This is a genomic window from Idiomarina sp. MD25a (genome assembly GCF_001870515.1).
Classification (GTDB): domain Bacteria; phylum Pseudomonadota; class Gammaproteobacteria; order Enterobacterales; family Alteromonadaceae; genus Idiomarina.
Genome location: NZ_MDGT01000005.1, coordinates 1 through 15725, shown reverse-complemented (window position 1 = coordinate 15725; position 15725 = coordinate 1). Strand labels below are relative to the sequence as shown.

Annotated in this window: 17 protein-coding genes; 15 read left to right on the top strand and 2 right to left on the bottom strand. The window is 47.4% G+C overall.

Going from position 1 to position 15725, the window contains the following annotated elements; all coding sequences use genetic code 11:
- The first annotated feature begins 34 nt into the window (after nt 1-34).
- The 11 genes from BFR57_RS10920 to glnB all read left to right on the top strand — a co-directional run bounded on the left by BFR57_RS10920 (nt 35) and on the right by glnB (nt 9285).
- Nucleotides 35-1807 (top strand): flagellar hook-length control protein FliK, encoded by a 1773-nt coding sequence (locus BFR57_RS10920; protein ID WP_071464037.1) that lies wholly within the window; start codon nt 35-37, stop codon nt 1805-1807.
- A 70-nt stretch (nt 1808-1877) separates the two neighbouring features.
- On the top strand, nt 1878-2411 hold the full coding sequence (fliL, locus tag BFR57_RS10915) for a flagellar basal body-associated protein FliL (RefSeq protein ID WP_071464036.1): 534 nt from the start codon (nt 1878-1880) through the stop codon (nt 2409-2411).
- A gap of 16 nt (nt 2412-2427) precedes the next feature.
- Nucleotides 2428-3492, top strand: coding sequence for a flagellar motor switch protein FliM (gene fliM / locus BFR57_RS10910; RefSeq protein WP_071464035.1), 1065 nt, complete (start codon nt 2428-2430; stop codon nt 3490-3492).
- Between the two features lie 32 nt (nt 3493-3524).
- Nucleotides 3525-3947 (top strand): flagellar motor switch protein FliN, encoded by a 423-nt coding sequence (gene fliN, locus BFR57_RS10905; protein ID WP_071464034.1) that lies wholly within the window; start codon nt 3525-3527, stop codon nt 3945-3947.
- On the top strand, nt 3907-4269 hold the full coding sequence (gene fliO / locus BFR57_RS10900) for a flagellar biosynthetic protein FliO (protein ID WP_071464033.1): 363 nt from the start codon (nt 3907-3909) through the stop codon (nt 4267-4269). Before fliN ends, fliO begins: the two co-directional genes overlap by 41 nt.
- A complete protein-coding gene (gene fliP / locus BFR57_RS10895) occupies nt 4266-5015 on the top strand; it encodes a flagellar type III secretion system pore protein FliP (protein ID WP_071464032.1) in 750 nt (249 codons plus the stop codon). Before fliO ends, fliP begins: the two co-directional genes overlap by 4 nt.
- A gap of 8 nt (nt 5016-5023) precedes the next feature.
- A complete protein-coding gene (gene fliQ, locus BFR57_RS10890) occupies nt 5024-5293 on the top strand; it encodes a flagellar biosynthesis protein FliQ (protein ID WP_071464031.1) in 270 nt (89 codons plus the stop codon).
- A 1-nt stretch (nt 5294) separates the two neighbouring features.
- Nucleotides 5295-6077, top strand: a complete 783-nt coding sequence (fliR, locus tag BFR57_RS10885) for a flagellar biosynthetic protein FliR (RefSeq protein ID WP_071464030.1) — start codon at nt 5295-5297, stop codon at nt 6075-6077.
- 8 nt (nt 6078-6085) lie between these two features.
- The gene (flhB, locus tag BFR57_RS10880) at nt 6086-7213 is read left to right on the top strand and encodes a flagellar biosynthesis protein FlhB (protein WP_071464029.1); all 1128 of its coding nucleotides are present in this window, start codon (nt 6086-6088) and stop codon (nt 7211-7213) included.
- An 83-nt stretch (nt 7214-7296) separates the two neighbouring features.
- Nucleotides 7297-8934, top strand: coding sequence for an NAD+ synthase (locus BFR57_RS10875; RefSeq protein ID WP_071464028.1), 1638 nt, complete (start codon nt 7297-7299; stop codon nt 8932-8934).
- Nucleotides 8935-8946: 12 nt separating this feature from the next.
- Nucleotides 8947-9285 carry a nitrogen regulatory protein P-II gene (glnB, locus tag BFR57_RS10870; protein ID WP_071464027.1) on the top strand — a complete coding sequence of 113 codons (339 nt, stop codon included), beginning with the start codon at nt 8947-8949 and terminating at the stop codon, nt 9283-9285.
- 15 nt (nt 9286-9300) lie between these two features.
- Here the strand turns inward: glnB and BFR57_RS10865 are convergent, their stop codons facing one another.
- Nucleotides 9301-10059, bottom strand: coding sequence for an outer membrane protein assembly factor BamD (locus BFR57_RS10865; RefSeq protein WP_071464026.1), 759 nt, complete (start codon nt 10057-10059; stop codon nt 9301-9303).
- 146 nt (nt 10060-10205) lie between these two features.
- On the opposite strand from BFR57_RS10865, the gene rluD reads away from it, so the two are divergent.
- The 4 genes from rluD to pssA all read left to right on the top strand — a co-directional run bounded on the left by rluD (nt 10206) and on the right by pssA (nt 15478).
- Complete coding sequence (rluD, locus tag BFR57_RS10860; RefSeq protein WP_071464025.1) at nt 10206-11174, top strand: 23S rRNA pseudouridine(1911/1915/1917) synthase RluD; 969 nt, start codon at nt 10206-10208, stop codon at nt 11172-11174.
- Entirely contained in the window at nt 11146-11847 is a 702-nt protein-coding gene (pgeF, locus tag BFR57_RS10855) for a peptidoglycan editing factor PgeF (protein ID WP_071464024.1), read from the top strand. The genes rluD and pgeF overlap by 29 nt, the downstream gene beginning before the upstream one ends.
- Before the next feature lie 71 nt (nt 11848-11918).
- The gene (clpB, locus tag BFR57_RS10850; RefSeq protein WP_071464023.1) at nt 11919-14489 is read left to right on the top strand and encodes an ATP-dependent chaperone ClpB; all 2571 of its coding nucleotides are present in this window, start codon (nt 11919-11921) and stop codon (nt 14487-14489) included.
- A gap of 155 nt (nt 14490-14644) precedes the next feature.
- The gene (pssA, locus tag BFR57_RS10845) at nt 14645-15478 is read left to right on the top strand and encodes a CDP-diacylglycerol--serine O-phosphatidyltransferase (protein ID WP_071464022.1); all 834 of its coding nucleotides are present in this window, start codon (nt 14645-14647) and stop codon (nt 15476-15478) included.
- Nucleotides 15479-15535: 57 nt separating this feature from the next.
- Here pssA and BFR57_RS12885 read toward each other — a convergent pair.
- The coding region (locus BFR57_RS12885) for a hypothetical protein (RefSeq protein ID WP_216096951.1) at nt 15536-15725 on the bottom strand (190 nt) is incomplete at its 5' end.

Sequence of the window (15725 nt, the reverse complement as noted above, 5' to 3'; positions counted from 1 at the left end):
AAATAACTATGCTCTGCCGAATAGGTGACACACTATGCCCAACATCATGCAAGTAGCCGCAAATGCACAAGGCTCGCCAGTAAAGAATGACACCGCAGGTAGTTTTAGCGACGTTGAAATGGTCGAAACGAATGGTCGTGAGTTTGCAGAGTTAATGCATACGCCGCAACAGGATCAGTCCCAGCGGCAACTGTTTGCCCGTCAATCGATCTCGGTAGATGGCGCGCAGAAACGATTTGACCGTCCCGAGCAAAGTAATGAGTTACCTCAATCAAAACTCAGTGAGCAACTTGCCGACAAGCCTAAAAAAGCATCTGAGACCCGTCAGTGGATAGACTCGATTGAGGGCATGCGCGAATTGCTGATGAGTGATGAGGCGGTTGGCGCCAAAGCCGAAGGCAGTGTCGAGCTTGATGAAGAACATAAAGCGATGCTCGATGAAATGGCGCAATGGTTGGAAGAGCTCGATGCTGAATTAGCGCAAAATCAATCGGCTGACAGCGAGTTAACGCTCGAGCAACAACAGGCATTGGATAGCTTGGTTGAGCAAGTCGGTTCAATGCGGCAATTGATTGCCGATGCTGAGCAACGGGGTAGTGTTCCTATTTCACAGCTTGATCAAGCGAGTGAAGACTTATTGGCAAAGCTCAACAGCTTTGAAAATGAAGTCGTTAAACCGCAAATTGCTGAGCAGTGGACTGAGGTAGAGCAGGTATTGGTGAACCAGCAAAAAGATCCTGGCTCAGTCAGCGAACTCGATTTGCCTGAGTTAGATGCCCAGCAGCGTGAGTGGCTGCGTGAACAACTTAACCAGTTTCGCCAGGCTCACCCTGAAGCCTCGCTCGATGAGGGAATGGCTCAGGTAAAAGCATTATTAACGGATAATAAACAGTTTGACGCAACTCAACGTCAGGCGATGGTTGCCTGGGTTGAAAAGTATCAATCGAATCTACGACACACTGACAATAAAGTCAGCCTTGTAGCGCTCGCTGCGCCTACATTTCAAGCTCAAAAAGCGGTAAGCGAAGGTAGTAGTGGTGACGCGAAGTCGTCAACTGCCGGAGCGCCAAGCTCAAGTGTGAGCGGTGTCGATACGAGTAAGCCGCAGCAGGGTAAGAATGAAGATACCAAACCGTCTGCTGACCAAAGTACGATTGCTAGGATGGTAAAGGAAGAGCTAAAAGCCACTACGGACAACGGAACTAGCGGTACGCGAGCTAACGAGAGTAATGTCACCGCAACGTTAGGCCAATCGTCTAATGCCACGGATAACATTGCTTCTACGCAGCAAACACAGCAACCTTCAAACCATGTGAGTGCGGTAACACAAACTCAGCAGACACTCACCAAAGTTGATGGGATGTCAGTAGCGCAAGCACAAAGTGCAGTCGATAAACCGCTCGATCTGCAGCAGCAAGACGCGGCTCAAAAGATGCAAGAGCGAATTCAAATGATGGTGTCGAAGAATATTCAGCGCGCCGATATTCGCCTTGACCCGCCCGAGCTGGGGTCGATGCATGTGAGAATTCATACCCAAGGCGATCAGACCACAGTGCAGTTTCAAGTACAGTCTACCCAAGCACGTGATGCGATCGATCAAACCATGCCTCGGCTCCGTGAAATGCTTGAGCAACAAGGTTTGAACCTGGCTGAGAGTAGTGTCAGCGAGCAACAAGGCGAACGTGGTGAAGGCGCTGGTAGTCGAACAGGTCAGGGAGGAAGCGGTACAGGTGATGAATCAGTAACGCAAATGGAGGCCTCCGTCGACGATTTTCTTGCGCAAGGTCGACTCGATTTCTATGTGTAAGGGATGAAACCTTGCCCTATTTCGATATATAGTGCTCGTTATTGATTAATGGCTCATTCAAGGTGGCCTCATGGCGGAAGAAGATAATCAAGTAGAAGATCAGGAGCAAACCGCTTCTGGCAAAAAAAAATGGCTCATTATGGGTGGCGCTGGCGCGGTGCTTGTGATTATCGTCGTTATCGTCGTTTGGTTGATGATGGGCGGTGAAGAGCCTGCAACTACGCCACAAGCGAGTTCGGCCGAAGCGCCGGCATCGCAAAGCGCTGAAGAGACAGCACAAGTCGGCAACGCGCTTTATGTCGGTATGCCACGTCCCTTTGTCTTTATCGTGCCCGGCGATGCGCGCGAACGCACGGTACAGATTAGTGTGCAGTTAATGGTTCGCGGCGAACAAAGTGAGGAGCTGACTAAGCGGCACATTCCGCTTATTGAAGGAACCTTGCACGAAGTTTTCAGTTCTTCTACCGCCGATGAGTTGAGAACAGCTGAGGGTAAGCAGCGTATTCGCGAGCTTGCCTTACAACAAGTGCGTTCAGCGCTTGAAAGTGTCACAGGACAAGGCTTGGTCGAGAAAGTGTTATTCACCGGTCTGGTTATGCAATAAAAGAGCGAGCAGTGTTTTGAGCGATTTACTATCACAAGACGAGATTGATGCGCTCCTGCATGGAGTTGATGATGTCGAAGAGGAAGATGCTGAATCCTCGAACGCCGCATCAGAAGCATTAGATTATGACTTTTCATCGCAAGATCGAATTGTTCGTGGTCGCATGCCAACACTGGAAATCGTCAACGAACGATTTGCCAGACACATGCGTGTGAGTCTATTTAATATGATGCGGCGCACCGCTGAAGTCTCGATAAATGGCGTGCAAATGCTTAAGTTTGGTGAATACGTGCATACCTTGTTTGTGCCTACCAGCTTGAACATGGTGCGTTTTCGCCCCCTTAAAGGTACCGCGTTGATCACCATGGAAGCGCGTTTAGTTTTCATTTTGGTAGATAACTTTTTTGGCGGCGATGGTCGGTATCACGCAAAAATTGAGGGTCGCGAGTTTACCCCGACTGAACGACGCATTATTCAAATGTTGTTGAAACTCATTTTTGAAGATTATAAAGAAGCGTGGGCGCCCGTTATGGACGTCGGTTTCGAGTACTTAGACTCGGAAGTCAACCCAGCAATGGCCAACATCGTTTCTCCTACCGAAGTGATTGTTATTAGTTCATTCCACATTGAGCTGGATGGCGGCGGCGGTGATTTCCACATTGCTTTACCGTATTCCATGCTCGAGCCTATTCGTGAGTTACTGGATGCCGGCGTTCAGTCGGATAAAGAAGATACCGACATGCGCTGGAGCAAGGCGCTGCGTGATGAGATCATGGATGTTCCGGTAGAAATGGTGGCTAAACTGGCGGATGTTGATGTAACACTGCGAGAAGTGATGGACTTCGCCGAGGGCGACATTATCCCGCTTGAAGTACCTGATAACTTAACGGTATTTATCGAGGACTTGCCAACCTTCCACGCTAAAATGGGTCGGTCGCGCGACAATATTGCGCTGAAAATATCAGACAAAATTAGGCGCCCAGAGACTGTTAAGTCTGACATCCATATGTTGACTCGCGGTGGACGCCGAATAGGCGGTGACGCCGAGTTGCGTCAGCTTGAAGAAGATATCGATTTATAGCATTCAGTATTTGACTGAGTTGAGGAATAGCAATGAGTAATAAAGACAACGAAATGGATGATTGGGAAGCGGCAATGGCTGAACAAGCAGCCTCTGAAGACGGTGAAGGTGAGGAGAATACGAACGCCGATGAAGAAGCTGTTCGCACTGCTGAACTTGAAGAGTTGAGCGCTGAAAATTTAGACGACGATGATAAGCGCAAGTTAGATGCGATTTTGGATATACCTGTCACTATTTCGATGGAAGTAGGACGAAGCCAAATTAGTATCCGTAATTTACTGCAGTTGAACCAAGGTTCGGTGGTAGAGCTTGAACGTGTGGCAGGTGAGCCGCTGGATGTATTGGTCAATGGAACCTTGATCGCTCATGGCGAGGTTGTTGTGGTTAACGATAAATTTGGGATTCGACTCACCGATGTTATCAGTCAAATCGAGCGCATTCGTAAGCTTCGCTAGTCTTTGGGGCAGCCCTGCTGTTGCCCAAGTAGAGCAAGCAACCTCACCGATAGGAGGTAAAGATATTGCCTCCATGTTGGTTGCGTTGATTGCAGTCATCGTTGTCATAATTGGACTCGCGGCTGTATTAAAGCGCTTTAACGTAAAGTTTCAGGGCACTAAAGGAATGAAGCTCATGGGGACTCTTTCTTTAGGCCCTAAAGAGCGCATTAGTGTGGTGCAAATTGGCGATAAAAAGTTTCTATTGGGTATCACACCTGAGCGGGTAGAGTGTTTAAAAGAACTCCCCGATGACTTTGTATTGGGAGAAGAAAAACAATGAAAATAAAGCTTCTCTTGGGGTGTTTAGCCTTGCTTGCGCTGGCGATTCCCGATGTCGCTCACGCGATGCAAGATATCTCGGCGGTTACCGTAAAAACCAACCCCGATGGCAGCGAAGAATATTCGGTTACGCTGCAAATTCTAGCCATCATGACGGCGCTGACGTTTATTCCGGCGATGGTTATCATGATGACATCGTTCACTCGCATTATTGTGGTACTCGCGATATTACGACAAGCGATTGGCCTGCAACAATCACCGTCAAACCAGGTGCTCATTGGTATCACGCTATTCCTCACTTTTTTTATCATGAGCCCAGTGCTTAATGAGATCAACGATAAAGCTCTGCAACCTTATCTAAATGAAGAAGTGACATCGATGGAAGCGGTAGACCGTGCGACAGCACCGCTGAAAGCGTTTATGTTGGCACAAACACGGGTCACCGATATTCAAACTTTTGCTGATATCGCCGGTGAAACAGATATTCAAAGTCCACAAGATACGCCTATGTCGATATTGATTCCTTCGTTTATTACGTCGGAACTCAAAACCGCGTTCCAAATTGGCTTCATGCTCTTCATTCCGTTTTTGATTATTGACTTGGTGGTCGCGAGTGTATTGATGGCGATGGGTATGATGATGTTGTCACCTATGATTGTATCACTGCCGTTCAAATTAATGTTGTTTGTTTTAGTCGACGGTTGGAACTTAACTATGAGCACGCTTGCGGGCAGTTTTGGTGTCTAGGAGGCAAAATGTCCCCTGAAGTATTTCTCGATGTGTTTCAAGAGGCACTGAAGGTCATTGTTATTATCGTGGCTTTTATTATCGTGCCGAGTTTGCTGGTGGGTTTACTCGTTGCGGTGTTTCAAGCGGCGACATCTATCAATGAACAAACCTTAAGCTTTTTGCCGCGACTCTTGGTGACGTTAGCGGTTATTGGCCTAGGGGGGCATTTTATCGTAGGTTTGCTGATGGATTTCACCATCGAAATGTATAACCGTATACCGCAAGTGGTTGGCTAAGATGGACCTCGTGACTCAGGTGTTGATGGAGTGGTTGCAACAACACTTGTGGCCGCTCACGCGGGTTTCATCAATGATCATGAGCATGGCTTTATTCTCGGGTACATTGGTGAATGCCCGCATTAAGGTATTACTGTCGATCGCTATTGTATTCGCCATTTCCCCTGCGTTACCTGAAGTAAACCCCGGCGTCGAGATGTTTTCGGTGGGTGGTATGGTGGTCACCGCACAACAAATCGTGATTGGCGTAGCACTGGGGTTGTTATCATTATTATTTTTGCAAACATTCGTGCTGGGTGGGCAAATTATTGCGATGCAGATTGGCTTGGGTTTCGCTTCCATGGTGGATCCGACCAACGGCCAGCAGGTCCCCGTGATCGCACAGTTTTTTTTAATGTTAGCGAGTTTGATCTTTCTAGCCTTAGATGGGCATTTGTTGATGATCCAAATGGTTGTCGCTAGCTTTGACTCTGTGCCTGTGGCGATGACAGGCTTGGATGCCGATGCTTTCAGAATGATTGCTGACTGGGGCAGTGCTATGTTCTCTGCGGCATTGACAGCGATGTTATCCGGCATCATTGCACTGCTTCTTATTAACTTATCGTTTGGTATCATGACGCGGGCTGCGCCCCAACTGAATATTTTCGCTATCGGCTTTCCTATCACGATGGTGAGTGGTTTGATTGTATTGTGGTTGACGATGGGCGGCTTCATTTTTCATTTCGAGAATCAGTGGCAGGAAGCCATTGGTGTTATGTGCAACGTGATTGGTAGTCAGTGCTGAGGTAATGTATGGCTGAGACAGATCAAGAACGCACAGAAGAACCCACCGAAAAACGAAAACGAGAGGCCCGCGAGAAGGGGCAGGTTGCCCGGTCAAAAGAGATGGGGACCGCATTTGTACTGGTAAGCGCGGCGGTTGCGTTCTTTTGGTTTGGCGAGTCGTTGTATTCGGGCGCGCGCAGTCTGTTCAGAGATATGTTTACGCTAGAAAGACGACAAGCATTTGACACTACACAAATCTATAAAGCCCTCGCAATAGGTTTTGAGCATATAATCTGGCCTGTAATCATTATCTTCGCATTTATTACGGTTTTCACCTTTCTAGGTAATAGTTGGTTAGGTGGTATCAACTTCTCCTGGAAAGCGATGGCGCCCAAGTTCTCGCGGATGAATCCATTGAACGGCTTTAAGCGGATGTTCGGTACCCAAGCACTCATTGAACTGGTAAAGGGCATTGCGAAATTTGCGGTTGTCGCGGTGAGTGCCTTTTTGCTACTGAGTTGGCAATTTGAAAATATCCTACAAATATCCATGGGACAAATGCCCAACATGATAGAGAACGCCCTTGATATCTTGATGTGGATGTTTTTATTAATTTGCTGCTCAATGTTTCTGATCGTAGTGATTGATGCTCCATTTCAGTTGTGGAAACACAACAAAGATCTACGCATGACCAAACAAGAAGTAAAAGACGAGCATAAGGATTCGGAAGGAAGTCCGGAGGTTAAGGGTCGAATTCGTCGCCTACAAATGGAAATGGCAAATCGCAGGATGATGCAGGAAGTACCTAAAGCCGATGTTGTTGTTACCAACCCAACGCATTTTGCCGTAGCGATTAAGTACGAAGAAAATGGCAGCCAAGCACCTATTCTTCTCGCTAAGGGTACCGATGAAACGGCGGCTAAAATACGCGAAATTGCGTTGGAATATGATGTGCCCCTCGTCGCTTCACCTGCGCTCGCGCGCTCGATTTATCATACCACTGAACTTGAAGCAGAAATTCCACGCGGTTTGTTTGTTGCTGTTGCGCAAGTATTGGCATACGTTTATCAGCTTAAGATGTTCAAACAAGGTCAAGCGAAGCGGCCGAAGAAGCCGAATACCGATGGGCCGATTCCCGAGGATTTACGTCACTGATCGGGCGGGTATTTGCCAAAAAACCGCCGCTGCTATACTATTCGCCCCCTGTATTTTTGGTACTGTAAGCTGGATCAAACACTATGTCTGAGCTGTCATTGTGCATGGCACAATTAGATTTTACTGTCGGTGCGCTTCATAGCAACACCAGTCTGATACTTAAAACCGTTGCTGAGCAAAGCCATAAGCACGATGTCATCGTGTTTCCTGAGCTGGCTATTACAGGCTATCCACCGGAAGACTTGCTGCTTCGAGCGGATCATCAGGAGGCTGTTGATAACGCGGTTGAGCAGATTAGCGCTGCGGCATCAGATTGTGTTGTGATTGTTGGTCATCCAAGTAAGGTCGGCGAGCAGCTGTTTAATGTCGTCTCGGTGTTGCACCGTGGCGAATGCTTGTTGCGCTACAAAAAGCAGCGGCTACCGAATACCGGAGTTTTCGATGAACAGCGTTACTTTGTTCCGGGAGATGAAGGCCAAGTCTTTGAATGGCAAGGCTATCGCATTGGACTGATGATCTGTGAAGATTTATGGCACCCCCAACCGTTAAGTCGTTTGGCAGGCGACCAACTGGACTTGGTCCTATCGGTAAACGCGTCCCCCTATGAAATAGATAAACATGACCAGCGGCTATCGGTGTTAAGGCAACGTGTCGCCGAACACGGCTTTCCGATTGCGTATTTAAATAACTGTGGTGGTCAAGACGAGCTGATCTTTGACGGCCACTCCATGGTGATGGATAAGGAAGGCGAGCTAGTAGCTGAGCTGCCTCACTGTGAGACCACGTTGGCGACGCTAAAATTGAATAAAGATACGCTCAGTTGTGACGCCTTCCCTCCTCACGCAGGTGAGGATAGTGAACTCCGTTTGGCACACGTATATGACGCATTAGTGTTGTCGGTGCGCGACTACGTTAATAAAAATGGCTTTAAAAAGGTGTTGTTGGGCTTATCGGGTGGAATCGATTCAGCGTTAACGCTTGCGATTGCGGCAGATGCTTTAGGTGCTGACCGTGTGCAGGCTGTAATGATGCCATTTAAATACACTTCTAATATGAGTTTAGAAGATGCCGAGCAACAGGCTAAAACACTGGGTGTTAAATACGATGTGGTACCTATTGAGCCTATGTTTGATGCATTTATGGGACAATTGAATCCATTTTTTGATGGTATGGCGACAGATACCACCGAAGAAAACCTGCAGTCGCGATGCCGCGGTGTACTGTTGATGGCGTTATCGAACAAAACCGGTGCGTTAGTGTTGACGACAGGTAATAAGAGCGAGGTAGCTGTAGGTTATGCAACACTGTATGGCGACATGTGTGGTGGTTTTGCACCGATCAAAGATGTACCAAAAACCTTAGTTTATCAACTTGCTGCGCACCGAAATACGCGTTCTGCCTGCATTCCTGAGCGTGTTATTGAGCGCCCACCCTCTGCGGAGCTAGCTCCAGATCAGGTCGACAGCGACTCATTGCCCGATTATAGTGATCTTGACCGCATCCTTTCGCTGTACGTAGAACAGGACTGGTCGCCCACTGATATTATTGCCGCGGGATTCGAGGAAAGTGATGTGCGTAGAGCCCTCAAGCTCGTTGATATCAATGAATATAAGCGTCGCCAAGCGGCTGTAGGGCCAAAAATCACAGCGCGTAATTTTGGGCGTGATAGACGGTATCCAATAACCAGTCATTATCGCTACGAATTAGAACGCCAAAACTAAATTGGAGTGACCATGAAAAAGGTCGAAGCAATTATAAAACCATTTAAACTTGATGACGTGCGAGAAGCATTATCTGAAGTTGGAATTGCAGGTATGACGGTATCCGAAGTAAAGGGTTTCGGACGTCAGAAGGGGCATACGGAGCTTTATCGTGGTGCTGAGTACATGGTGGACTTCCTACCTAAAGTAAAACTGGAAGTTGTCGTTGCTGATACCGAAGTTGAGCGGTGTATCGAGGCCATTATGGAAACGGCACAAACAGGTAAGATCGGTGATGGGAAGATCTTTATCTCGGATATCGAGCGGGTCATCCGTATTCGTACTGGAGAAGAAAACGAGCAGGCTGTTTAACCTGCTCGTAATTTTTTAATTACTGACAAGCTCATTGTTAGGAAAGTTACTTCTGAGGACCATAAGTGCATCTTGCTTAAGCTCTTCTAATTCAAGCTGATCATAGCACTCGACCATAATCGCTAATGCATTTTCTACTTCAGGTGTATTTTCAAAGTTTTCTACGACGTAACGTCCGCGGTTTGCGGCAGCAAGGTATGCTTGGCGCTTCATGTAGTATTCAGCCACTGCGAGCTCTTTTTTCGCTAAACGACTCTTGATAGATACCATGCGTTTTTTCGCATCAGCCGCGTATTTACTATCTGGATACTTACGCAACAGTTCGGCAAAGTCTTTGAATGCTTCTTTCGCCATCGTTGAATCGCGGTCTGAGCGATCAACACCGGCAAACTCGTGAATCGCATTGTATTCAGCACGTTGATTCGTTAACCCACGCATATACAGCGCATAATCCACATCTTTATGATTTGGGTTCAAACTGATGAAGCGGTCAATGGCTGCTAGTGCCTTGTCAGTATTATCGAGTTTGTAATTAAGATAAATCAGGTCGAGTTGAACCTGATGGGCAAAAGGACCAAACGGATAACGTGAATTAATTTGCGAGAGCTCTTCTTGCGCTTGGGTAAAGTTCCCTAAGGACATTTGCTCTTGCGCTGACTGGTACATCAGCTCGACTTGCGTGTACTTGAGCTCGCTTTGCTCCTCATCAGTTGACGAGCATCCTGCCAGACTTAATCCGACTGCGGCAGTTAAAATTAGGATACGACGTTTCATAACACCTCAGGTTTTTTAGAGTCAGTCACTTAGATAAGCGGTGTTTTGCCTGTGCAAAGTTCAGTGTAACAAGTTACACTATCATAATTAATACATAATCCGCATTCTAACCCAGCACAATACTCTTTGACAGTCGAAAAAAATTTATGAATGAAACTATTCAACTAGAGGCCATCGTGCCTGAATCCCTCGCGGGGAAGCGTTTAGACCAGATATTGGCTGAGTTGTTCCCAGATTATTCACGTTCACGCATGAAAAAGTGGATTACAGAGGGCAAAGTCTCTGTCGATGCACAGGTCATTGAAAAGCCGCGTGAAAAACTCGAGCTTGGGGCGTTGGTTGCTATCGACGCTGAACTTGAGCGCGAGGAGCGTTATCAAGCGCAGCCTATAGAGCTCGATATCGTTTATGAAGATGATGACATTTTAATTATCAACAAGCCGGCAGGTTTGGTGGTTCATCCAGGGGCGGGCGCACCTGATGGCACTCTGCTCAATGGTTTGTTGCACTACGACCCTGATATTGACCATGTTCCTCGAGCAGGCATTATTCATAGGTTGGATAAGGACACCACAGGTTTGATGGTGGTTGCTCGTAACATTCCAGCACAAACCCAGCTGGTCGATATGATGCAGAAACGTGAGATTACTCGTGAATACGAAGCCGTGTGTAATGGTGTGATGACAGCGGGCGGTATGGTTGACGAACCCATCGGTCGCCATCCGACAAAACGAACTCACATGGCTGTTGTTAGTTCGGGTAAGCCCGCCGTTACTCATTATCGGGTTATGGAACGCTTTCGTGCTCATACATTACTGCGTTTACGATTAGAAAGTGGTAGAACACATCAGATCCGCGTCCATATGTCGCATATTCGTCACCCTTTGGTGGGGGATTTGACTTATGGTGGACGCCCGCGCCCACCCAAGCAAGCGAGTGACGAATTTTTAGCCTCGCTACGTGGATTCAATCGACAGGCTTTGCATGCCGCAAAGCTATCACTGCATCACCCAATAACAGGTGATTGGATGAGTTTTGAAGCACCGCGTCCCGATGACTTCGTCGCTCTCATTCAAAGTATGAAAGATGACCTTGAAGCGCATTCTCACCCCTGATTGGGATTTACCCTCAGGTGTTTCAGCGGCGGTTACCACGCGGGCTATGGGTAACCTCGCCGCGCATGTGGGGGATGATCCCGCTGCCGTAATGCGGCGTCGTGAGCAACTTCGTCGACAACTCAACTTGCCCTACTACGTGCGCTGGCTTCAACAACAGCACACGACAAATGTGTCTCAGCTTAATGAACTCATGCAACCCTGTGATGCGGTGTGGTCGGCGGAAGCAAGTGTTTGCGCAGTACTAACCGCAGACTGCCTTCCCTTATTAATGTGCACAAGTGACGGCAAAAAAATTGCTGCAGTGCATGCCGGTTGGCGCGGGTTAGCTCAGGGGGTTGTAGAGAACACCTTGAGCGCAATGGCCGTGAACCCTGCAAGTGTTAGCGTATGGGTGGGGCCTGCTATCAGTCAATCTGCGTTTCAAGTGGGCAATGAGGTGCGCACGGCATTGCTAAACGGAGAGTCCAGTCTCGCAGAATATTTTGTCGACGATGGACAAGGTAAATGGCTTGCGGACTTACCTGGAATCGCCAAGCAACGTCTGCACAAGGTTGGCGTTCAAGATGTCACTTTAAGTGGTTGGTGTAGTTTTAATGACGCCGCTACTTGGTATTCTTGGCGACGAGCGCAAGAGCCTGCCCGAATGGCCTCTTTAATCTGGCGAACTTGATCTGTATCACTTGAAAGTGTCGAAAAAGTACCCATATTTGCTTTAAGAGAAAGTTAACTCAGGAAGTAAGTATGAGACACGATAAATTCACTACCAAATTTCAAATGGCCATTGCTGATGCACAGTCTTTAGCTTTAGGTCGTGACCATCAATTTATTGAACCCGCCCATTTAATGCAGGCACTTATGGACCAAGAGGGTGGGTCCGTGCGTCCTCTATTCACTATTATCGGCGCCAATATCAGCCAGTTCCGTTCGGAGCTTGGTAAGTTGCTTGACAAGCTACCTGAAGTTCAAGGAGCTGAGGGTGAGGTTCAATTATCACAAGCAACTGCTAAATTACTTAATCTGTGTGACAAATATGCACAGCAACGCAAAGATGCTTATATTTCTTCAGAGCTATTTTTGTTAGCCGCGACCGAGGACAAAGGCCCGCTTGGCGAGTTGTTTAAAAAGCTAGGTATCAAAAAGGATGCGCTGGAAAAGGCAATTAATGACATTCGTGATGGTCAGAACGTTGATGACCCTAATGCTGAGGAAAAGCGTCAGGCGCTTGATAAGTACACGATTGATCTCACTGAGCGTGCAGCACAAGGGAAATTAGATCCCGTCATTGGTCGCGATGAAGAAATTCGTCGCACTATTCAAGTGTTGCAACGCCGCACAAAAAATAACCCCGTTTTGATTGGTGAACCCGGTGTGGGTAAAACAGCTATCGTTGAGGGATTAGCACAGCGCATTATCAATGCCGAAGTACCCGAGGGACTGAAGAATAAACGCGTACTATCGCTCGATTTAGGTGCATTGCTTGCGGGAGCAAAATTCCGCGGCGAGTTTGAAGAACGACTCAAAGCGGTACTAAACGAGCTGTCCAAGGAAGAAGGTCGGGTCATTTTATTCATTGATGAACTTCACACTATGGTTGGTGCAGGTAAAGCAGATGGCGCAATGGATGCCGGCAATATGCTGAAGCCCGCTCTGGCTCGCGGTGAACTTCACTGCGTGGGCGCGACAACGTTAGATGAGTATCGTCAATACATCGAGAAGGATGCAGCGCTTGAGCGTCGTTTCCAGAAGGTACTCGTTGATGAGCCCACTGTTGAAGACACCATTGCGATTCTACGTGGGTTGAAAGAGCGGTATGAAATTCACCACTCGGTCGAGATTACCGATCCGGCCATCGTGGCGGCTGCATCTTTATCACACCGATATATCAGTGATCGAAAGTTACCTGACAAAGCCATCGATCTTATTGATGAGGCAGCGTCGAGTATTCGCATGCAAATTGATTCCAAGCCAGAAGACTTGGATCGGTTGGAGCGTCGCATTATCCAATTAAAGCTGGAGCGCCAAGCGTTGCAGAAAGAAAAGGATGATGCGAGTAAAAAACGACTCGATCATTTGCATGATGAGCTCGCAGAGCTTGAGAAAAAGTATGGCGAGCTTGAAGAGGTGTGGAATTCTGAGAAAGCAGCTGTACAGGGCACGCAACATATCAAAGCACAGCTTGATCAGGCGCGGACGGAAATGGATATAGCGCGCCGCGCGGGTGACCTAAACCGCATGTCTGAGTTGCAATATGGTCGCATTCCAGAACTAGAGCGTCAGTTAGATTTGGCTCTGCAAGCTGAGATGCAAGATATGAGCTTGTTAAAAAATCGCGTAACTGATGAAGAAATTGCAGATGTACTATCGCGCTGGACCGGCATTCCTGTCAGTAAGATGTTGGAAGGAGAGCGTGAAAAGTTAGTGCAGATGGAGACGCTCTTGCACAAGCGTGTGGTTGGTCAAAACGAGGCCGTTGATGCTGTTGCTAATGCTATTCGCCGGTCGCGAGCGGGCTTAGGTGACCCCAACCGTCCTATCGGTTCGTTCTTGTTCCTTGGACCAACGGGTGTGGGTAAAACTGAGCTATCTAAAGCCTTAGCAAACTTCATGTTTGATACTGACGACGCGATGGTACGTATCGACATGTCGGAGTTTATGGAAAAGCATTCGGTAGCGAGGTTAGTTGGCGCCCCTCCTGGTTATGTGGGTTATGAAGAAGGCGGCTATCTTACTGAGGCTGTCCGTCGTAAACCTTACTCGGTTATTTTATTGGATGAGGTTGAAAAAGCGCATCCTGATGTTTTCAATATTTTATTGCAGGTGCTCGATGATGGCCGATTGACTGATGGTCAAGGTCGTACCGTAGACTTTAAGAATACGGTGATTATTATGACCTCGAATCTCGGGTCTGATCTTATTCAAGAGCACGCTGCCGATAATACCTATGACGAAATGAAGGCGATGGTGATGGATGTGTTGAGCCGCCACTTCCGTCCTGAGTTCATCAACCGAGTTGATGAAACGGTTGTGTTCCATCCATTGGGACGAGAGGAAATCCGCTCAATTGCAGAAGCGCAACTGAAACGATTATATGCGCGCTTGGATGAACGCGATTTGACGATTGAGTTGACGGAAGAGGCGCTCGACTTTATTGCCGCCGCGGGCTTTGATCCGGTATTTGGCGCACGACCTTTGAAGCGTGCTATCCAACACGAGCTGGAAAACCCGTTAGCGCAGCGGATATTGGCTGGGGATTTTAAAGCGGGTGACGCGATCCACGTTGATGTGGCGGATAACCGAATCGTTATTGATTAATCGCGCGCTGAGGTATCAGTAGTGTAGTGAAGAAGGAGGGGCAAGTTCCCCTCCTTTTTTGATTAATAGTATTTTAAAGCGTTTTCAACCCTTGATTGCGCTGTGCTAAACTCAAATAAGAGTTAATTTTTTAGTACCTAAGAGGAATAGTAAACATGGCTAACGAGTCGGGTAAGGTAGAAAGCCAGAGCTCACAAAAACGACGTGGTATTTATTTGTTACCGAATCTATTTACTACTGCAGGGTTGTTCTCAGGTTTCTATGCGATCATCGCATCGATGAATGAGCGTTATATCGAAGCGGCCGTGGCTATCTTTATTGCAATGATTTTTGATGGGCTTGATGGTCGGGTTGCGCGGATGACTCAAACTGAAAGCGACTTCGGTGCTGAATACGATAGTATGGCCGATATTGTATCTTTTGGTATGGCACCCGCGTTAGTTATGTATAACTATGCGTTAGCCGATTTAGGTAAATTAGGTTGGCTTGCGGCGTTTATATTTGTTGCTTGTGGCGCGTTACGATTGGCGCGTTTTAATACTAACATTGGTACGGCTGATAAACGCTACTTTCAGGGGTTGGCAATTCCGAGTGCCGCTTCTGTAGTCGCAGGGCTAGTTTGGGTTGGTACGGAGTATGGTATTTCGGGCGATGACTTAGGTGGGTTCGCTGCCATTGTCACGATAGCAGCTGGCTTGCTAATGGTAACTAACTTCCGTTATCACTCGTTCAAGGATGTCGATTGGAAAGGTAAAGTTTCGTTCGTTGTCATTTTAGTTATTGTATTGGCGTTCGTCGTGGTTGCGACTCAGCCGTCGTTAGTACTGTTCGGTATCTTCTTCTTATATGCTTTGTCGGGACCTATATTGACTATTCGTAGTGTAAACAAGCTGAAGCTTGAACACGTGGTGGGCGATAATGACGACGACGACGCTGAGTTCAAAGAGGAAAAACAGGAAAAAAGCTCAAAGAACAATCAGGATGGTTAATAACTAACCGGTTAGAAATTAATTTAAAAAAAGTGCTTGCAAGTGCGAATAGGATCTCTATAATTCGCCGCCGTTGTCACAGAGAAAGACGCGAAAGCAGATGTGATGACGGTCAGCAAAACGAGTTGAAAAAAGTACTTGACGCGCTGGCAAAGGGATGTAGAATACGCATCCCTGCTTCGGGAACGAAGCAACGCTCTTTAACAAATTATCAAGCCAAGCAAACTGTGTGGGCACTTGCAAAAGT